Here is a 20036-nt window from a genome sequence, read left to right on the forward strand (position 1 = left end):
TTCCTCAGCATATTCTCCGAAATCTCAGCGGTTAAACTAAGCTTTTGAAAGCGTTTCCGAGATATCTGACTTATACGCAAGAAATGCCGGAATGATTGAGGCAAAAATACCTACCGTCAGACTTCCCAGCATCACATAATATTCATCAGTTACAAAAAACATTCCACTCGTCTGGATTTGTTCCATTGAGTTCGTCAAAATGCCGAATCCAGCGTGGGCCAAACCAAATCCACACAGGCTTCCGATGATGGTAAGTACAATTCCCTCTGTGAGAATCAGTAGAAAGATTTTCAGTTGACTTGCTCCCATCGAGCGCATGATCGCCAATTCGTATTTACGTTCTTTTAGTGAATTGATCAATGCAATAAAAACACTTGTGGCACTCAGAATGATGATTACAAGCCCCAGTACATTCACCACATCTACTCCTACTCCAATGATGTTAAATAGTCGTGCGGTTTCATATGGGGGTGATGCAGCTTGTAAGTTACTGGTTCCATTCACAATTCTTGGCAGCTGAACAGCCGCCATTGGGGATCGATACTTCAGCAGCAAGGAGGTAATATCTTCGTTGGCTAGTTGCTCATTGGTTACTTCAAGACCGAGTCGATCAAGCACAATCTTCTCATGATGGACACCACCTCCCTCGTGATCATGCGCTTCGTAACTACCATGAACCTCCCATACACTCTGCACCGAAACTAAAATAAGTTGATCCACTACTGACCCTGTTGGTTCCATTATTCCTACTACCTTAAATGGATGTTCTTCATGCCCACCTGCTCCTTCCGAAAGGCCGTGAGCACTTTTCAGTTCATCTCCAGGTTTAATTCCCAGTTTCATGGCAACAGTAGCTCCCACTGTAGCGGTCATTTCATACCCAAACCAATCACCTTCCGAAAGACCAGCTTCATACAAGTCTGCATACGCCTTTGTTGTTCCCACAATACGATATCCCTTGTAGCTATCTCCCAGCGAAAGTGGAATAGCTGAAGCCACCAGCCTGTTACGGGTGAGGTTATTTGCATCTTCAAGGGATATATTCCCGGTTGGAAAATCAATATGGAAGATACTTGCCAAAATGATTTGTAGCGGGCTGCCCTTCGCACCTACCACCAAATCAATACCTTGTGCATTCTTGTTGATTTCACTCTTCAAAAAAGTGCTGGTCAGCAAAATCGAAACGATAATCGCTACTCCAAACCCAAACAATAGGACACTAAGCAATGAGCTTAATGGTTTTGCAAAAACATTTTTGATGCTCAGTGAAAATAAATTCATAAGGTCAGCTGGTTTTTGAATTCACTTTTTACTCGATGATCGTGGGTAGCAACTATCAGTGTGGCACCTGTTTCCTCTGCCTGCGACTTGAGGAGATCAATCACTTTTTGGCAGTTTTCATCATCAAGGCTGGCTGTTGGCTCATCTGCTAGAAGCAAAGCAGGAGAATTAATAACCGCTCGAGCTATAGAGACTCTTTGTGCTTGTCCCTGGCTGATTTGATGAATTTTACGGCTTGCCAGATCGGCTATCCCCAGGCTATCCAATACTTCTTCAGCTCGTTTGCTATCTGTTTTTTTCTGTCCCAGGTATTGTGAGAGCATCAGGTTTTCTTTAACCGATAATGCTTTGACCAAGTGTGGCTTCTGGAAAATGATCCCGATATTTTCTCCTCGAAAGCGATCCAATTTTGACTTGGGTTTCTCAGCCAGATTTTCTCCAGCCACCACCAAAGTTCCCTCCTTTGGGGGCATTAGCCCCCCAATCAAATGGAGCAATGTCGTTTTACCGCACCCTGAGTTGCCAATGATGATAGCATGATTTCCTTTCTTTACATCCCAGTCAGGATAATCTATCGGTGGATTCCCATCATAAGAATGCTTCAGTCCTTTGATTTGCAGCATTTAAAGTCCGAGTTGTTTTTTTATTCTTTTTATTTGGTGCAAATGGTGAATCTGGTGATAGATGAATGAGTCAACCGCGCGTTCCAGGTTTTGACGCCCTCCCATCGGGTGCTTATATACCAGCTTATCCATCCATTGCTCCGGATACTCATCTACAAACTGCTGTATGGCTTTTCTAGTTTCAGCCCACTTGCTTTTCATCTCATTCAGGGGATATGCAGGTGGATTCGAAATGTAAGAAGGTGCCTTCCACTTTAGCGAGCTTTTCAGTGCCATATTGGTCAGGCGCATACGAAACGCATTTCCAATACCTGAATCTTGCATCTTATCTCCGGCCTGGACCTTCTTCTGCATGTATTTAAGTGAGGCTGTTTCTGCGTCATTTAAATGCGACATGACCTGAATAATACTCCAGCCATAAGACTGATCTGACAATTTTTCTTCAGAAATTCCTTCGATCGACCTAAACATTTTTTCTTGGTCAGCCTCCAGCCTTTTCAGCTTCTCATTTATCGTTTTTTTCACCAATGTTCTTTTTTTGCTAAAAAATATAAAAAAAGTTATCTTCGTTCCTGTAAATCAGCCTTTTATAAAGGTATAACCCACCAAAATATACCCTGAAAGACGGGTAGGTACTAAAAGAGGTACCAAATTATAAAGTATTTAATCAATCACAGGATGTATCCATAGGATTGATCAAAATGCTATATTGTACTCTCATACGCTTGTATTATAGTTCGTACTGTTAGTTTTTAAAATTAATATTGCGTTGAATCACCTTTAAATTACACGGAAGTGAGTATTCTCGACATCATCGCCTTGTTTATCTTCCTTTCAGGAGCGTTTATTTTCATAAACACTTTTTACCTGAAGCTCCCATCATCTATCGGATTGATGATAATGGCACTGGTACTTTCAATAATAGTGTACTGTGTAGGAGCATTTTTTCCAGAGCTGCATTTAGCAGAGCATGTGAAAGAGTACGAATTCGAGGAGGTTCTTTATCAAATCGTCTTGACTTTTATGCTCTTTTCCGGAGCATTAAACATTGATTTTCGAAAACTCAGTAGTCAACGAGGTTCAGTTCTTGTACTTGCTATTGTTGGTGTTCTCATATCAACATTAGTAATAGGTACAGGGGTTTATTTCATGCTTGATGCCATGAGTATCCACCTTAATTACCTCTATTGTCTGGTTTTTGGGGCGTTAATCTCTCCAACGGACCCGATTGCTGTAACTCGTACGATAAAGAGGTTTAACCTTTCTAAGGATCTTGAGATCAAGATTGCGGGTGAATCGTTATTTAATGATGGAGTCGCTGTGGTATTAGCACTTACACTCTTAGATATTGCCCATGCAGGTGAAGACCACACTTTATCGTTTTTTGAAACCACATACATTGTAATAGCAGATATAGGTGGTGGTATTTTCATTGGACTCCTATTGGGATATATTGGCTACAGACTTCTTAAATATGTAGATAATGATGCGGTTGAAGTTGAAGTATTAATCACTTTAGCCCTTGTTCTTGTGGGTTCTCAGATTGCTGACTTCATCCACGTTTCGGCGAAACAAGCGGCAGTAGTAATGGGGCTTGTTGTAGGAAATGAAGGGAAAAGCACCCATGTAGCTAGTGCAGCTGGTGACTATGTATTTAAATTCTGGAAATTGCTTGAAGAAACATTTAGCGCCATGCTTTTTGTACTTATAGGTTTAGAGATGCTTGTTTTAGACTTACGTCTTGATTATCTGGCAGCTGGATTCTTTGCCATCTGTATTGTACTGTTTGGACGGTGGACCAGCGTATTCATACCGATAAAAATGATGTCAGTCAAAAATCATTTTGCGCCAAACACCATCTCCGTCTTAACATGGGGTGCACTGCGTGGTGGTTTACCTATTGCACTTTCTCTATCATTGACTGATTTTAATGGAAAGGATGTAATCGTGACAATGACTTATATCGTGGTAGTTTGCTCTGTGCTATATCAAGGTCTCACCGTACCCACACTCATGCGATCTACTGGGAGTAGTTCAGATGCAAATTCATGATCACAGATCGGACGAACTTGCTAATTTTAAGGCATGATCAGACTTAGTTATGTGATTATTGCATTGATCTTTTTGTCCTCCTGTGGAGACAGTAAAGAAGAATCTAAACGGCCCACATCCCCCAGGATAAAAAAGTCCACAACAGTAGAAAGTCCACAACAAAACCAAACGTTTACACGAGGACTTCAAATTCCTGTCCAGATCAGTACTGACGAAGATTTTAATCTAGACTCTGTTCAGGTTACAGTCGGAGAAGAAGTGATTGTATATACAGATGCTTCTTTTGAAGTAGGCATCCCAACGAGGAAAGTCGGAGAATGGAGACTTTTAATCAAAACATTCGGTGGAGGAAAATCTGAGACACATTACCGGAAGGTGATGATTCTGCCAGAATCAGCCCCGGAGAACTTGACTTATAAAGTAGTGAACGCCTACCCGCATGATCCAGACGATTACACCCAGGGATTGGTCATAGATGGAGGATATTTGTATGAAAGCACCGGCCAAAGAGGCGAATCAGCTTTTAAGAAAAAGGAAATAACTACCGGAGAGGTATTGAAAGTGGTCAACTTACCGGCAGACTTGTTTGGAGAAGGGTTGGCAATTGTTAACGATGAATTTTATCAGCTGACATGGACTTCAGGACAAGGGTTTGTTTACAATAAAGACATGGAACAGGTAAGAACTTTCAATTACCAGGTCGAAGGTTGGGGACTGGCTGCCTTGGGTGAAGAGCTTATTCTCACTGACGAAACGGAGAAACTATATTTTGTAGACCCACAAAGCTTCACAATTAAAAGGGAATTAGAAGTCTATGATAATGAAGGCAAAGTAGATTCACTAAACGAGCTTGAAGTCATTGATGGACTCATATATGCTAACGTTTATCAGAAAGATTACATAGTAGCTGTTGATCCTGAAACAGGTGAAGTTGTCCAACGAATAGATTTTACCGGAATCTTATCAAGCGAAGAATCGAATGGTGTAGATGTGCTCAATGGAATCGCGCAGGATCCAGAGACCGGAAAAATCTATATTACCGGTAAGTGGTGGCCTAAACTATTTGAAGTGACTTTTCAACCTAAAACTTTACAATAATGACATTAGAAGAAATAACTGGTAAGATCCAGAAACTAGCCGATAAACACAGTGGCCAATTTCAAGGTAAAGCCAACTTCAAGTTTGATGAGGGTGTTGTACACCTGGATGATACCGTTTCACCAACCGTAGTAGTGAATGAGGAAAGAGACGCACCATTTGCCGTCAAAATGACCGCAGAAAATTTCAATAAAATATTGACCGGAGATTTAAATGTAATGATGGCATTCATGTCTGGTAAATTAAAAATTGAAGGAGATAAGGGGGCAGCAATGAAGCTCACTGCCTTATTCTAGCATTAATTCACATCCTCATTTTCCAGATCTAATTCCTCAAGATCTTCATCCGGAGTGTTAAAAGCTCCGGTTTTTTCTCGGTTTAGGTACTTTTCAAAAGCCATGTAAAAAGACGTGGACACAATTAGTCCAATTAGCGAACCAGCCATTATATCTATTAGAAAATGCTGTGACAGATACACCCTGGAAACAGCTGTCAGTGAAGCTCCAATCAGCAGCAACCAGGAATGCTGCCTGTTTTGAAACATGAAAGCTAAAAAGCTAGCCATAGCAAACACAGCCATGGAATGACCGGAAGGAAATGAATGGAAGCTTAGCACGTTAACTCCATCCACAAAATCTAATAGCTTTTGTCCTTCAAAATATATTCTTGGCCTTGGTGATGTATTGAAAAGAACCTGTTTAAATAAGAAAGAAATTGCTGCTATCGTAACTCCAATAATCGAAAGCATTATCCCAAATCTCCTCCTTACTACAATAAAGAAGATAGCCACAGCAGCATAAAAAAAGACGCTTCCTGTGTGTGTCCAGTACTTAAAAAAGAAGTTCCAAATGGGATTATGAAGATCATTTAGCCAAAGCACAAAATCTCCATGGCTCTGGTAAAAGAAAAATATCAAAGCGATCCCGAAGAGTATGAGATAAGGGATGAAAAATGTACTCGTATTTCTCAGTCTGTTAATCATAATTGATTAACGTAAGATATACAGTTTACCAAAGCCATGCTTAAAAGCCCGATCAGCGCTGGTCGCTCGATGTTGCATCTTCTCACCATTCGATTTGATGAAAACTTTATAGAAATAAACGCCGTTTGCCAGCTGATCCCCAAATTCATCTCGTCCATCCCATGCGTAATTCGTTATGTTGTTACCAATTCGCACTGTTCCAATCTCATCTTGTGTGATTTCCCTTACAACCCGCCCTGACACTGTCATAATTTGAATTTTCATTTCATCCGGAATCTGACTTCCTGTTAATGTAAATACAAACCGACAGTTGGTAGAGAACGGATTTGGATAGGGATAAAAATGGGTTATGGTAGATTCATTAATTACTTCAAAACTCACTTCGTAAGGCTCCTGTCCGGCTTGATTCCCAGCTTCATCCTGTGCTTGCACCTGAATTGAATGAACCCCATTTTCTAATGGCCCTGGCTGAAACTCCATTTGAAAATCTTGTTCCTCTGTTGCTGGCGTGTAGTTTAATCTTGGATCCGAGAAGTGGATGCGCTGAAATTGATTTTCATCCCCAGCCAGCTTCATTAATAGGTTAACACCTATTGTATCATTTTTTACAATAAATGGATTATCGTCTCGCATTTTTATAACTATGCTAGGATTAGGTGACACCACATCACCATCTATGATATGGTATCCATCAAAAGTTACATCCAGAATTGGGTTTGTTTCATCGGCTTTTACTTCAATATAGTTAGCTAGCGTTAGTCTATTATTTGCCGTATAGGCCTCATTTTCATTTGCCAACACCTCCACTATCAAACTATTCGATCCATCTAAATTGAATGAAGGAAAACTAGTGGTAAATCGAGACGTATCTCCGGCAAGTGCCGGTGCAATCTTAAAACTTGACTCAGTAACAGATCCGGAATTCTGATTGATTAAAGTAGCCATAACACTTAAGGAATCTGAAAAGTCTACGGTGGAAGGATTATAAAAATAAAAGTCTCTTTGAATTTCCTCTCCCTCCATTATTGTGGTTATAGTCTTTCCATCAGGCAATAATATTCCTTCAGGTGGATATTGATAGTTTACCTCCCAGAAATTGAGTTGGGGTGGAGTTTGATCCGTCTCATCATCAAAAGAAAATGAAAGTTCCAATTGAGGGTATAACACTGGGTCAGTACCTGCAATATCAATGCTTTCAGCTCGCGCACGGGTGTGTAAAGTCGTAAGGTTTCCGTCAGGATCAACACCATATACTTCAATGCTAATATTATCATTCGTCTCCTCTGAAATATTGTACGAAAACAACTCCCAATTTAAAGCCGGGCCTATTCGTCTGCTTCGTATTTCGCCGCTTATAAACTTGCCCACAACCTCATCTTGTAAATCAATACTTTGCTGAGTACGAGGGGTAGCTGACCCATTATCAACCACTATCGTTGCTGCCCCTGGTGAATCTCCTTTGCGACCTAAAAAAATAACCGGCTGTCCATCTTCAAGTGAGCCAATCGTTCCCCCACTCACTCCCAAAGATTCAAGGGTAGCAATTACTGGTGCATCCCAAGCCGAATAATTAATGTTTCCGATATTGAACATAACAATCATGTCTCCATCTCTCATATTGTCCACCAGGACTTGCAGTCTCCTTTCTGCACCAATCAAATCTTGCTCCCTAAACTGATAGATACGCTGTGGTATACGCCCACACACCTCACGATTAAAAACATCAACCTGGCTGGCTTCAATAGGTCGGTAAGGATCACCGCTTTCTTTATCAAAAGCTATCGCATTAAATGTGTTTGTTTCACAAACAGGATCCAGTGGATTAGAAGTAACAAAGAAATTTACACCCCCAATTATTGCTTCAAGATCTTCATAGGTGAAAGTGGAGTTATCTATCCCATAAGTGAAAATATCCACGGAGGTAGTATTTTCAATAAACTCCCATTGGTTAGTGGTTTGATTATACTGAATGCCTGAAATCTCTTCCCTCTCAACCTGCTCCGGATCATATTGACCCCAACCTTCCTGCAATCCATTCACAAATGTAAATGAGCTCTCAACCCACTCATTGGCCTCATCTGGTTCGGGATTGGCATATCTAGTACGCCAATAAACGGTGGATGAATCCGGGAGAGTGAAAGCAGAAAAATCAAATGACTGCCTTGCTACAACTTCTGCTGTAACAGTAAAAGTCCGATGGTTTGGCCCTAAGAAGTTTGATTGTGTATCAATTTCAAGATCGTAACTCCGTTCATCTTCCAACAGATTACTTGACTGCCAGATGAACTCTACATTGCTGTCTGATTGGGTTCCATTATCCGGTGGGTACAAATGAGCAGTATTACCACTGTATATAGTAAGCTCATGTGTAGCTGTATTATTAGATTCATTCAATTCCTCTGTGCCATTCTCTGGATCCAGAATGACGGTAAATAGATTTTGCCCACTGTTGTTTACGATAGGATCATTTTGAATATAAAATTCAAGTGTATCCTGTCGGAGAACCCTATCAAACCGCTTTACATAAAATTCCTGAGCTCCGTTTGGTAATGTACGGTTTACTTGAATGATTAAGGAATCAAGAACAGACCGTCCGAAATTTTTCACAATGACATCAATCTTAAATGAATCCTGAGTAGCAAGAATTTCATTTGCATTAATTGCACTCGAAATAATTGAGCTATTGTTTATCTCATAATCGGGATGATCTGCCCCAAACAATCGCAATGCCGGATCTCCCTGCAGCGTCATTTGCTGTACCTGAGTAAGGTTGATGTTGGACGTCCCATATTCATCTAAATAACGACGGGAAACTTCTCCAATCACACTCCCTATGGACTCTCCTATAAATACATCATCACCATAACCCAACCCATAAAATAAATCACTCCATCTTTTTAATGTTGAGGAAAGTGCAACATCCGCATGAGCCATGAATGCAATAGCCCCTAAATCCGGAGTTATCATCCAGTCCTCTCCAAACGTAAAACCCCCTCCGTAAATCTCCCCGGCCTTACATCCATTGACAAGAAACATCGGATACTTCCCTTTATTTGAGAAACCAAAAGATGGATCGCTGACACTACCGATTTCTATATCTGTTACAGCTCCGCTGGAGTGCCCGAAAAAAGTAATATATCCAACACCCTGGTTCACTCTATCGGCGACATCAATGAATTCTACTGCTTCACTGGATATTTTGCTGGTATTGAAAGCCCTACCCCCAATAAAATCCTGTTCAAGGATGCCAGTGAAACCTTGAACGATATTTATAAATGAATTTATCTCTGCCTCACTTACACCTCCACTTAGCTGTAAAAAATCCTTTCTAAAAAGATTATTAAAAGGCAAAGACTCCATTTCTATGACCTTATTGAGGTATGCTGTCACATCAGCCGGTTCAAAGGCATTAAGTCTTCCTATAGGTATACCCGGAACCTGAGGGTCAGAACCGATACCAAGTGTAAACATCAGGTCACTTCCCGGAAGTCCATATGTAGGCACATTCACTCCCTCCTGAGTACCTCGATAATAATTATTATTTAATGTGAAACCTTTCCCAATCAAAAACACATTGCTCACATCATTTTGATTGTTTGCATCAATGATGAAATTTCTAATTGCCAATGGAGAAGGGTCTCCATAACTATATAAGTTAAACAGGTCACTTATGTTCGCGATCTGAACATTATGATTACCTCCCGCTACCGAAGACCTGTAGTTTGCATAATCAGCAACCGGATCTCCTGACGTCCGAAGGTCTTGATGACTTACGATTAAGTAATCCTTATTACTAAGATCAAAATTTAGAAGAGTCACTTCCTCGATAGCTTCAATTGAAAGAGGTGTTGTTACTGCTAAAATCTTATCACCGGAAACTGCATTTGGTGCAACAACTTCAACGCGATCTGAAAAATTAGTCGTCGCGAGTCGTACTGAGTTAATCGGATCTGTAATATCAAATAGCCTTGTACCGTCGGCATTTGTGGTTGGAATTTGAAGCCACGCTTTTGTATCGGGTGCATTTAGTGTAAAGACTTTGTTTTCATTAGTACCAAGCTCGATGGTCTGTGGAAACTTGATTTGAACATAAGCCACAGAAATACGCTCAGCAGCCTCTGGAAATCCTTCAGCTGTAATACGAACAACGAACGCTCCTTCTGAACCTACATTGGCCTCATCGAATGAAACAGAATGAAACTCTTTACCCCAACCACTAAACTCCACATTTGATAAAACTCCCAAAGAGCCTGTATTTGGACCCACAGAAATTTCAACATTGTGATTGAGGCTATTACCCCCCACCAATACTGTCTCCAATACTGGATTGGTACCTGAGATTTCAAAGTCTTCAAGATTGAAATTGAAGTCTTTTGATACATTTTTGGATTGAAAATCACCAGTCCATCCTTCACCATTGTCATATTTGCTAAGGCTAAAGGCAGAACCAGCTCCAAACTTTGCTCCCGAGGCATAATTGGATGTGAATAGCTGAATCGTGTCCTCAATGTGAAAAGCCTCCGGGGTTAATCCGGTAGTGTTTTTGTCGGTGGAGAAAGTCATCCGCTTTGCGCTTTCATTCCCAAGTTTATAGGTAAGGAAGTAAGTGGCTGAATCTGAAAACAAATTATAAAATGTATGTGATTGGTCACCAACTTCATAAAGCGGAGAGTCACTTTCGCCATTATTTCTCTGTCCATAAAACTCCAGGTAGTTTAAAGTTCCATCGCTATTTGCATTAACATTGAGGGCTACCTCCTCTCCTCTTCTAAATAGTTGGACTCTGCTAGCCGGAACACTGCTTAACGGGAAGCCCACTGCCTGTAGTTCTTCTTGTGTCACTCGGTAAAATCCATCCTCAGCTATTTTTATTTTATAATAGGATTGATTGAAATCAATCCATTCGTTTCCCATCTGACCAACCGCTAAGAAACTAATCATGCTAATTAGTATCGCTATGAGTCTATTTCTCCACATTGAAATCAACTTTTACTGAAAAAACATGTGAAAAGAGTCCGGGAGCCAAATCTCCAATATCGGTTAAAGCATAATCGATAGTGAGTTCTTTGATGGTTACACCTACCCCGAGATTTGGTTGGAAGGTCCATGATTTAGATCCATCAAAGTCTTTTATTTTTTGAAATTGATTTACACCGAACCTTAAAAAGGCTAATTTTTTGTAATCGAATGCTACACCTGCCTTCGGGTCAAGAGAAATTAAATCACTTTTAACAAGCGTGTTCCGCTTACCATCAAACGTCATATCTATATCCAAGGAGCCCATCAAACCAAATTTTTCTGTCAACTCAAATTGCCGGGAAGCTCCAAATATCAATCGAGGTAATGTTATTTCTACCGAGTTGATTGGAACATTATTGCCAGTCAATGCATAAATCTCTTCTACTTCCTCAGCATTGTGAGACCAAGCGTTGAAGGTTCCGAGTATATCCCTGGCTACCAAACCAAATTGCCAGTTTTTCACAGATTTCTGCATGCCCATATCAAATCCAAATCCCCATGCCTTAGAGAAAGCACCTACCGTTCGATGAATAACTTTCAGATTTCCACCGGTCTCGATTCCTCCTAAAAAAGGAAGCTTACGCGCATATGAGACTAAAAATCCATAATCCGCTGAAGAGAAAAACTGGATATTATCATAATTTATTGAGCCATTTGCATCCACCAGAAATCTTGTGTCCGGTATATCATCAACAGAAAATCGAATAAGAGAAAGTGCAATTTTACTTTGGTCATCAACTGAAGTGGCGAATGCTGCATAATCGTAATTCGCCAACCCTCCGAAATAGGATGAGTGCATTAAAGCCATCTGATGGTCGGACTTCATTTTGTTAAGTCCAGCCGGATTCCAGTATCCGGCAGTCACATCATCTACAAAAGAAACAGCAGTAAACCCCATCCCAAACGAACGGGCACCAACACCAATGTTCATAAACTCATTGCTATACTTCGGCGTATTATCGCGAGAATCAGGTTCATTCTGTGAATGTGCAGAATGAACGATTACCAGACCCAAAAATCCAACTAACAGGTATCTCATACAAATAGAATCATTGGCAATTTAGCGATAGCCAACGGATTGATATAGCGAACATTCGTTGAATAATATCTTATATACGACAAAGGTTTGAAAATCGTGTTTATATAATAAATCTAAGAATTCACATTACTATTTAAAGAGATTTAGTGTGTTTTGATATTTTTTCATAAAGTACTTGGCCATGCATAGTACCTTTCCGTATACAAGACCGAAACCTTACCATGTATAACACAAAGTTTGACCCGAAATGAGAAATGAAGCATGAATATTGAAAACACACAAGTTCAGATGAGAAAGGGTATCCTTGAGTTTTGCATTTTGCATATAATCTCGAGGGGAGAAGTCTACGCCTCCGATATGTTGGAGGAGCTCACTTCTGCCAAAATCATGGTAGTAGAAGGGACACTATATCCATTATTAACCCGCCTGAGAAAAGCAGGTCTTGTCGATTATAAATGGGTGGAATCCAAATCAGGACCGCCACGCAAATACTACACACTCACAAAAGACGGAGAAACATTTCTCGGAAGCCTGGATCAGACCTGGACCGAATTGGTATCCTCCACCAAAAAAATCATCGCGAACAAAAACACGAAGAAGAAATGAAGAAGAATATAAGTATCAATATTGGCGGTATCATCTTCCATATAGAGGAGGATGGATATGATAAACTCAAAAACTACCTTGATTCGATCAATAAATACTTCTCTTCCTTTGAAGACAGCAAAGAAATCATTGATGATATTGAAGGAAGAATAGCTGAAATATTCCTATCTAAGCTTGAAGAAGGCAAACAAATCATTACTCCGGAAGATGTGAATGACCTGATTGCCACTATGGGAACAACAAAGGATTTTGAAGCGTCTATAGAAAGCGAGCCTGAACCAGAGCCAAAAAAAGAGGAAGAAAAAGCCAAAGAAGAGCCGAAAGATGAACCAAAAGACTCTTACGAAAAAGCAAAGAGACTTTATAGGGACAGTAAGCGTAAAGTCATAGGTGGTGTAGCTGCGGGTATTGCCAACTATTTCGGGATAGATCCGATCTGGGTTCGCTTGCTTATGCTCGCATTCCTATTCAATATCTTTTTCTGGGGACTAAGTGGTTTTATATTCCTGACCTATATCATCCTATGGATTGCCATACCAGCCAGTGATAAACTGGAAGATGATAAAGCCATCAAAAAGCTATTCAGAAGTACCGATGATCGAGTATTAGGTGGTGTTTCCGGTGGTATTGCATCCTATTTCGGGACAGACCCTGTGGTTATAAGAGTGCTATTCGTAGTATCTATTTTCCTAGGTGGCGCGGGGCTTTTGGCCTATATCATCCTATGGATCATAACTCCTGAAGCAAAATCCATTACAGAGAAAATGCAAATGCAGGGTGAACCTGTGACTATCTCCAACATTGAAGAAAATGTAAAGAAAAGTCTGAATGTAAAAGAAGGGGAGGAAAATGTATTTGTAAAAATCCTTCTTTTCCCTTTCCGCTTGATTGCCATCATCTTCAAGGCCTTGGGAGAAATCCTCGGCCCACTACTTAAATTTAGCATAGAAGCATTACGTATTGCAGTAGGAGTTTTCCTTGTATTTCTTGGGTTCGTCCTAATGATATGCTTTACCATTTCTTTAGCGGTATTACTCGGAGTGGGGGGAGCAATGGATGCCTGGGTTCACTTTGGTGATTTTCCTGCTCAGGAGCTATTCAGTTCATTAAGTACTGTAGCAATTATTTCATGCTATATCACATCGATGGTGCCATCGTTAGCCATCCTTCTGGTTGGACTGATTGTAATCACCAAGAAAAAGGTGACAAGTGCCTTTGTAGCCTGGGGTCTGTTCGGATTATGGCTCTTAGGAATGATTGGATTGGCTGTATCGGTCCCTTCGATAATTAGAAATTATAGCGTTGAGGGCACATACCAGGAAGAGCGAAGGTTTGCGTTGAACGAAGGAATCACTGAATTGAAATTCAACGAGTTGGATTGGGACTCTTATAACAGTGTAGATCTTAAAATCCGAGGGCATGAAGATTCAGCAGTCTACTTATTGGAACTTGAATTTGATGCACGTGGATATTCAAGAACCAATGCCAAAGAGAACGGTGAAGCTGTAGACTATGTAGTGACTCAGGAAGGGGATGACTTCTACTTTGACTCAGAGATCACTTTTGGTGATGCTCCATTCCGTTTCCAGGATGTGGAGGCTACCTTCTACATTCCCTATGGAAAAGTTTTCCGAATGGATTACGATCTGAGAAAAATCCTCAGAAACACGCTTTGGATGCATGGATATAATGCCGGTGATATGGGCGACAATGATTGGGTTTTTGATGAAGATGGGCTGAGATGCCTGACTTGCGACAATTCAAAACGAAAATCTAAAAGAGGTGCATATAGTTCCGATTCTCAGAGCTATGAATTCTCAGATTTTGATGAAGTGGTTCTGATTTCACTTTTTGATTTTCAAGTAACCAGAGGAAATAATTACGCTGTAAGGCTGGAGGGAGATGACGATGACCTGGACGAGGTGTACTTGCAGCAAAACGGAGATGAGCTGGAAATCCGGTACGGAAGAAATACTGACTGGTGGAAAAACAGGAAAAGAAGAGATAAAATCAAAGTTTTCATAGAAATGCCGGAACTGGAATACCTTAAAGCCACCGGGGCATGTGAGGGGGAAATTCGGAATTTTGAGGGTTCAGATATTGAACTCGATATTGAGGGTGCATCAGAAGTATGGGCTGATTTAGATGCTGAAAACCTGCGAGTTGACCTAACCGGAGCATCAGAACTAATCCTGGTAGGAAGAGGTACAGATCTTAAAGCAGACTTGTCGGGAGCGTCAGAGTTAGACGCATTTAACTTCATTGTCGAAGATGCTAATATCAATGCAAATGGAGCATCTACAGCTAAAGTATATGTGAAAAATGAGTTGGAGGCAGATGCCTCAGGAGCTAGTAAAGTACGTTATCGAGGAGATGCGCGGGTCTCCTCTGACAGCAATGGCCTTAGCTCAATTCGAAAGGACTAAAGATATCTAACTGGTCGAGAGTCAAGAATTTGGCTCAGTCATTTAGGTTTTGGTATCCTCTGCTTTTGGTCGGGCAGAGGATTTTTTTATTGCTGATCAAGCGAATAAGCTACGGGCTTGCCTCCGAATAACACTTTCGTCTTAGCCCAGGTGTCTTCGAAAAGTGGGGAATGACGATATTTTTCAAGATCATCTTCACTCTCCCATTTACTGAATGTATAGTAAACATGATCCAGCTTCGCATCCTTGCATAATTCTAAGTGATTGCATCCGGGGAAAGTGGCTATTTTCTCTTTAACTGTTTCAAATAATGCTAAAAATTCAACTACTTTTTGTGGATCAAAGTCCATTCGGACAATTCTTATAAGCATAATCAATTCGTTGTAAATTCAATAAGTACCGGTGAATCAGTAGATAGTCCCAGTAGTTCAGAAGCATTCCCTTTATTGATACCAATTTGAAGCTGGCCATTGGAATTAAACAGAACAAAACAATCACCGGACTCTACGTCACTAAAATAGCTATGCAGACCTTGAAACTGTTCTCTCCCAAACCGAATGACATACCTCACCCCGGCACCATTAATCTCTAAAATTTTCTCAAACTCCGTCCTATTGATATTTGTTATCAGGTTTCCGTAATGATCCACCGACACTACATGACCTGCAATTTCTCTTTTCGTCACCTTCAACTGCCGGGCGAATAGCTCTGTCATTTCATTAACCACCGTTCCAACATCCTTAAGGGATTTGCCGTTTGCAAGCTGGAGTGCCGTCTTAGCGAGTACGTCTTTAGCAGGAAAAGTAGATTGGCCATTTTCTAAAACAGCAATTGTGTCCGGTTTTTTATCTGAAATCAAGCTAAAAATTCCAGAATCAAATCCCACAAACAGGTGGCCTTCCAATTCGATGGCTAGTGCTCTCGACTTTTCTCTCATGGCGTCTACCGCCACAATGTGAACGGTCTTCCCTGGAAAATCCTTATATACACTACGGAGCACATTTGCAGCATGAGAAATATCAAATGGCCGGATGTCATGCGTGATATCAGTGATGGGCTGAGAGGGTAACTCTGAGACAATGGCTGCCTTCACAGCAGCCACATAGTGGTCTACCGTCCCGAAATCAGACATGAAAGTGATTAGCGCCATTTGAGGGATTTTCAGCTTACATTTGTTCTTACAAAGCTATATATTTTACTCACACAGTGAGTTCATAAACCACTGGGTTTAGCTCAAAAAAACGCCATAAAAACAGAAATAAAATGATGCGTTATAATGAGAACTTTACATTTGAAGGATTAACAGAAAAGTTGTATTGCTGGAAAAAATAATTACACTCGAAAACGTCTCCCTGGTAGATTTCCTGGGAATTGAAAATCAGAACATCAAAACAATTGCTACGGCATTTCCTGATAGCAAAATTGTTAGCCGTGGCAATGAAATCCGTATCAAAGGATCAGCACCCCAGATTCTAAAAATCAACGAAATACTTAATTCCCTGCTTGCCCACTACCATGAGTACGGCAAAGTGACCACAGAAAACGTAAAAGATTATGTGGACAATGAGGAAAACACCATAGATGCTGATAAAGACTCGGCTGTTTTGGTTCATGGAACAAGAGGTTTCCGAATAGCTCCAAAAACAGTCAATCAAAAAAAGCTGGTAGCGGCAGTTGAAAAAAACGATCTGGTGTTTGCCATTGGACCTGCCGGGACCGGGAAAACGTATATTTCTGTGGCACTGGCAGTACGTGCGCTTAAGAATAAAGAGGTTAAAAAAATCATCATCACCCGACCAGCTGTAGAAGCAGGTGAAAATCTTGGGTTCTTGCCGGGTGACCTAAAGGAAAAAATAGACCCTTATCTACGTCCAATCTATGATGCGCTCCGGGATATGATTCCAGCTGAAAAACTTCGCTATTACCAGGAGAATGGTGTGGTAGAAATAGCCCCTCTCGCTTATATGAGAGGTCGGACGTTGAATGATGCTTATGTGTTATTGGATGAGGCGCAGAATACTACTCCCATGCAGATCAAAATGTTTTTGACGCGAATGGGCCCGCAATCCAAAGTAATCATAACCGGCGATCAATCTCAGATTGACTTACCTAAGAAGCAAACCTCCGGACTCATTGAGACAATGAAGGTCTTGAAAGATATAAACGGGATCGGTTTTGTGAATCTAGACGACCGAGATGTGGTACGCCACAAACTCGTAAAAGCAATCATAAAAGCGTATAACAAATATGACATTCAGAGTGATTCCAGCAACAAGTAAAGAGCTGAAGGATAAATCATTTGCCATTCGTGAAGAAGTATTTGTGGTAGAGCAGCAGGTTGCTCATGATGAGGAATTTGACGAATTCGAAGATGAATCCCATCATTTTGTTGCACTTGACGAAAATGACAACCCCATAGGCTCGGCTCGCTGGAGGTATACAGACAAAGGCATTAAGCTAGAACGATTCACTGCAAAGCAAAACTGGCGAGGTAAAGGACTCGGAACTGCTATTGTAAAAGCTGTGATGGATCATATCTCACAAACTGCTCAAAAAGGAACTTACCTATACCTTCACGCTCAATTACATGCCGTACCTCTTTATCTCAAGTTTGGCTTTCAGACCGAAGGTGATCAGTTTGACGAGTGCGGGATCATGCATTATTTGATGTGGCGAAAGTTGTAATACCGCTTTTTGCATTTTAAGAGTTAGATTCGCTCTTTTAAGCAACGGCATGTACTTTTGGAACTCCTATCCTTTTGTGCGATTTACCATCGCATTAATCATGGGAATTTTATGCTATGATCACTTCCCATCAATCTGGGCACAGTATCAGTGGAAAGTAATTTCAGGGATACTCTTGCTCAGTGTTTTAATTTATTTCTCCAGAAAATATAGCTTCTATAAACTCAGGCACTTCAACGGCTTATTAGCCTTGCTAATAATTTCCTTTCTGGGTGGTTACTTCACTATGATTAAATATCATCAGCAAGAGAAAAATCACTATTTAAATACAAACAAAGAGGTCAGCGGTTTTATTGGGATCATTACTAGTCCTGTAAATGAGCGGACAAATCATCATAGATATAACTTTAAACTCTTACAAGTCATAGATGAGAATGACTCAATTATACCAACATCTGGTATAATTCATCTTTACATAAAAAAAGATTCCAGCACACAATCTCTTTTATATGGAGACAAACTAGCTGTTTATGGAAAATATCATCCGGTACCAGGACCGGACAACCCCTTTGAATTTAACTACAAACAATACCTGGAACGACAAAACATTTATGCACATGCATTTGTCGATCACGACCAATTCAAGGTTGTATCCAACGAACCACCAAGCAGATTTTTTCAGTGGGCATACGACCTGAGAACTGCTTCATCTGAAGTCATTGATAAGTATATACAGCAACCCAGAGAAAATGGGATTGCCAAAGCACTTTTACTTGGCATTAAGGATCATTTGGATAATGATGTAAAACGAGCATATTCTTCCGCTGGAGCGATGCATGTGTTAGCTGTATCTGGTCTTCATGTCGGGATTATCTATTTGATTGTTCAATTACTCTTTGGCAAATTGAAGCAGACCGGCAGGTTAGGAAAATATGCTTTTGGCATCATTAGTATTCTGCTAATCTGGCTATATGCAACTGTGACTGGCTTGAGTCCTTCGGTCCTTCGAGCCTCCACAATGTTTTCATTGGTGGCCTTTAGTCAGGCTTCTGCAAGAGAGGGCAATATTTATAACACGCTGGGGTTTGCTGCATTTATCCTTCTGTGTGTTGATCCATACCTCATTTACTCCGTTGGCTTTCAGTTATCATTCGCTGCAGTTATTGGGATAGTGTATCTGCAACCAAAGTTGTATCGACTATTAAGTTTCCGGATCGTACTGTTTGATAAAGCCTGGGCAATAACTTGTGTCTCAATAGCAGCACAATTAGCTACATTCCCACTTTCAGCTTACTATTTTCATCAATTCCCAACTTACTTTCTGGTTTCAAATCTCCTTGTTATTCCTGCAGCATCAATTCTCTTAATTGGCGGCATGAGTATGCTATTAATAGAATCAATTTTACCGGCTCTGGCTAAAATCATTGGGTATTGCCTGGCTAAATTGATGTGGGGCATTAATGAGCTGATTGGACTTGTCCATTTCTTTCCAAACAGTCTCATTGAGTGGATATTTCTTGATCAGGTGGGTTTGTTTCTTACTTATGGAATAGTTCTCACCTTCATCGCTGGGTTTCACTTTCGCTCTTTCAAAACATTAACCATTTCTTCATCACTTTTTATTCTGTTCCTTTTTTGGAATCTGACAACACATCAAAATCAATCCAGAAGGCATGAATTAGTTTTCTATGAAGTCTCCGACAAAACCGCCATAGATTATATACAAGGTCATTCAGCCGACTTATATATTGATGGCTTTAATGATTCTGACCTGGAACTTCTGGCATTTCAGATAAACCCACATCGATTGGCATCCCATCTTGATCCGATTGAATATTCCATTTCCAATCTAGATTCTGACACCAGTAATTCAGCTATTAAGGCGACTTCTATAGGAGACAAGAAAATCATCATTTTTGATTCTACAACCTATCATATTGATTTCCATCAATTCATAACCGCTGATTTGGTTATCATAAATAACCAAGCTGTAAAGAGCTTAGAATGGCTGAAAAAACACTTTCAGGCAGAATTGGTCATTATTGGGAATAAAAATCCAGGTTATTACTCTAGAAAAATGAAGCAACAAGCTGCTGAGCTCAACCTGAATATACACTCACTTAAAGAAGATGGAGCGCTAACGATAGATCTAAAAAATGGCATAAAAAAAGAGCGGACTATTACGCCCGCTCTGTTCACCACCAATCCCGACTAGCATCGGGAAA

At 40.5% G+C, this 20036-nt stretch carries 16 protein-coding genes; 8 read left to right on the forward strand and 8 right to left on the reverse strand.

Annotation, left to right across the window (positions count from 1 at the left end; genetic code table 11):
• Positions 1-36: 36 nt before the first annotated feature.
• Genes CHB71_RS12685 through CHB71_RS12695 form a run of 3 tightly spaced genes read right to left on the reverse strand, consistent with a single transcriptional unit; the run spans position 37 to position 2429 of the window.
• A complete protein-coding gene (locus tag CHB71_RS12685; RefSeq protein WP_089357295.1) occupies positions 37-1281 on the reverse strand; it encodes an ABC transporter permease in 1245 nt (414 codons plus the stop codon).
• Entirely contained in the window at positions 1278-1904 is a 627-nt protein-coding gene (locus CHB71_RS12690) for an ABC transporter ATP-binding protein (RefSeq protein ID WP_089357296.1), read from the reverse strand. The genes CHB71_RS12685 and CHB71_RS12690 overlap by 4 nt, the downstream gene beginning before the upstream one ends.
• Positions 1905-2429, reverse strand: a complete 525-nt coding sequence (locus CHB71_RS12695) for a DinB family protein (protein WP_179213411.1) — start codon at positions 2427-2429, stop codon at positions 1905-1907.
• Between the two features lie 270 nt (positions 2430-2699).
• Here CHB71_RS12695 and CHB71_RS12700 point away from each other — a divergent pair, with 270 nt between their 5' ends.
• From CHB71_RS12700 to CHB71_RS12710, 3 genes are read left to right on the forward strand one after another with little or no spacing between them, the layout of a single operon-like run.
• Positions 2700-3956 (forward strand): cation:proton antiporter, encoded by a 1257-nt coding sequence (locus CHB71_RS12700; RefSeq protein WP_089357298.1) that lies wholly within the window; start codon positions 2700-2702, stop codon positions 3954-3956.
• A 33-nt stretch (positions 3957-3989) separates the two neighbouring features.
• Entirely contained in the window at positions 3990-5054 is a 1065-nt protein-coding gene (locus CHB71_RS12705; protein WP_089357299.1) for a glutaminyl-peptide cyclotransferase, read from the forward strand.
• Complete coding sequence (locus CHB71_RS12710) at positions 5054-5350, forward strand: SCP2 sterol-binding domain-containing protein (protein ID WP_089357300.1); 297 nt, start codon at positions 5054-5056, stop codon at positions 5348-5350. Before CHB71_RS12705 ends, CHB71_RS12710 begins: the two co-directional genes overlap by 1 nt.
• Before the next feature lie 2 nt (positions 5351-5352).
• Here CHB71_RS12710 and CHB71_RS12715 read toward each other — a convergent pair whose 3' ends face one another.
• The 3 genes from CHB71_RS12715 to CHB71_RS12725 are packed head-to-tail and all read right to left on the reverse strand — an operon-like array spanning position 5353 to position 12094.
• A complete protein-coding gene (locus tag CHB71_RS12715) occupies positions 5353-6036 on the reverse strand; it encodes a phosphatase PAP2 family protein (protein ID WP_089357301.1) in 684 nt (227 codons plus the stop codon).
• Between the two features lie 6 nt (positions 6037-6042).
• Entirely contained in the window at positions 6043-11013 is a 4971-nt protein-coding gene (gene porU2, locus CHB71_RS12720) for a putative type IX secretion system sortase PorU2 (protein ID WP_089357302.1), read from the reverse strand.
• The gene (locus CHB71_RS12725; RefSeq protein WP_089357303.1) at positions 11000-12094 is read right to left on the reverse strand and encodes a putative type IX sorting system protein PorV2; all 1095 of its coding nucleotides are present in this window, start codon (positions 12092-12094) and stop codon (positions 11000-11002) included. Before CHB71_RS12725 ends, porU2 begins: the two co-directional genes overlap by 14 nt.
• A 261-nt stretch (positions 12095-12355) precedes the next feature.
• Between CHB71_RS12725 and CHB71_RS12730 the strand changes: the two genes are divergently transcribed.
• Positions 12356-12700, forward strand: coding sequence for a PadR family transcriptional regulator (locus tag CHB71_RS12730; protein ID WP_089357304.1), 345 nt, complete (start codon positions 12356-12358; stop codon positions 12698-12700).
• Positions 12697-15126 carry a PspC domain-containing protein gene (locus tag CHB71_RS12735; RefSeq protein ID WP_089357305.1) on the forward strand — a complete coding sequence of 810 codons (2430 nt, stop codon included), beginning with the start codon at positions 12697-12699 and terminating at the stop codon, positions 15124-15126. The genes CHB71_RS12730 and CHB71_RS12735 overlap by 4 nt, the downstream gene beginning before the upstream one ends.
• An 86-nt stretch (positions 15127-15212) precedes the next feature.
• On the opposite strand, the gene CHB71_RS12740 is transcribed toward CHB71_RS12735, so the two are convergent.
• The gene (locus CHB71_RS12740) at positions 15213-15497 is read right to left on the reverse strand and encodes a putative quinol monooxygenase (protein ID WP_089357306.1); all 285 of its coding nucleotides are present in this window, start codon (positions 15495-15497) and stop codon (positions 15213-15215) included.
• 2 nt (positions 15498-15499) lie between these two features.
• A complete protein-coding gene (locus CHB71_RS12745; protein WP_089357307.1) occupies positions 15500-16276 on the reverse strand; it encodes an SAM hydrolase/SAM-dependent halogenase family protein in 777 nt (258 codons plus the stop codon).
• 166 nt (positions 16277-16442) lie between these two features.
• On the opposite strand from CHB71_RS12745, the gene CHB71_RS12750 reads away from it, so the two are divergent.
• The 3 genes from CHB71_RS12750 to CHB71_RS12760 are packed head-to-tail and all read left to right on the forward strand — an operon-like array spanning position 16443 to position 20026.
• Positions 16443-17405, forward strand: a complete 963-nt coding sequence (locus CHB71_RS12750; RefSeq protein ID WP_089357308.1) for a PhoH family protein — start codon at positions 16443-16445, stop codon at positions 17403-17405.
• Positions 17374-17811, forward strand: a complete 438-nt coding sequence (locus tag CHB71_RS12755; protein WP_089357309.1) for a GNAT family N-acetyltransferase — start codon at positions 17374-17376, stop codon at positions 17809-17811. Before CHB71_RS12750 ends, CHB71_RS12755 begins: the two co-directional genes overlap by 32 nt.
• A gap of 49 nt (positions 17812-17860) precedes the next feature.
• Positions 17861-20026, forward strand: a complete 2166-nt coding sequence (locus tag CHB71_RS12760) for a ComEC/Rec2 family competence protein (RefSeq protein ID WP_089357310.1) — start codon at positions 17861-17863, stop codon at positions 20024-20026.
• Positions 20027-20036: the final 10 nt, after the last annotated feature.

Source organism: Ekhidna lutea, from assembly GCF_900188325.1.
Lineage (GTDB): Bacteria > Bacteroidota > Bacteroidia > Cytophagales > Cyclobacteriaceae > Ekhidna > Ekhidna lutea.

Excerpts from the sequence above, each read along its gene's own strand:
- CHB71_RS12685 (WP_089357295.1), bottom strand. The coding sequence starts at position 1,281 with ATGAATTTATTTTCACTGAGCATCAAAAATGTTTTTGCAAAACCATTA.
- CHB71_RS12690 (WP_089357296.1), bottom strand. The coding sequence starts at position 1,904 with ATGCTGCAAATCAAAGGACTGAAGCATTCTTATGATGGGAATCCACCG.
- CHB71_RS12705 (WP_089357299.1), top strand. The coding sequence starts at position 3,990 with ATGATCAGACTTAGTTATGTGATTATTGCATTGATCTTTTTGTCCTCC.
- CHB71_RS12710 (WP_089357300.1), top strand. The coding sequence starts at position 5,054 with ATGACATTAGAAGAAATAACTGGTAAGATCCAGAAACTAGCCGATAAA.
- CHB71_RS12715 (WP_089357301.1), bottom strand. The coding sequence starts at position 6,036 with ATGATTAACAGACTGAGAAATACGAGTACATTTTTCATCCCTTATCTC.
- porU2 (WP_089357302.1), bottom strand. The coding sequence starts at position 11,013 with ATGTGGAGAAATAGACTCATAGCGATACTAATTAGCATGATTAGTTTC.
- CHB71_RS12725 (WP_089357303.1), bottom strand. The coding sequence starts at position 12,094 with ATGAGATACCTGTTAGTTGGATTTTTGGGTCTGGTAATCGTTCATTCT.
- CHB71_RS12730 (WP_089357304.1), top strand. The coding sequence starts at position 12,356 with ATGAATATTGAAAACACACAAGTTCAGATGAGAAAGGGTATCCTTGAG.
- CHB71_RS12735 (WP_089357305.1), top strand. The coding sequence starts at position 12,697 with ATGAAGAAGAATATAAGTATCAATATTGGCGGTATCATCTTCCATATA.
- CHB71_RS12740 (WP_089357306.1), bottom strand. The coding sequence starts at position 15,497 with ATGCTTATAAGAATTGTCCGAATGGACTTTGATCCACAAAAAGTAGTT.
- CHB71_RS12745 (WP_089357307.1), bottom strand. The coding sequence starts at position 16,276 with ATGGCGCTAATCACTTTCATGTCTGATTTCGGGACGGTAGACCACTAT.
- CHB71_RS12755 (WP_089357309.1), top strand. The coding sequence starts at position 17,374 with ATGACATTCAGAGTGATTCCAGCAACAAGTAAAGAGCTGAAGGATAAA.
- CHB71_RS12760 (WP_089357310.1), top strand. The coding sequence starts at position 17,861 with ATGTACTTTTGGAACTCCTATCCTTTTGTGCGATTTACCATCGCATTA.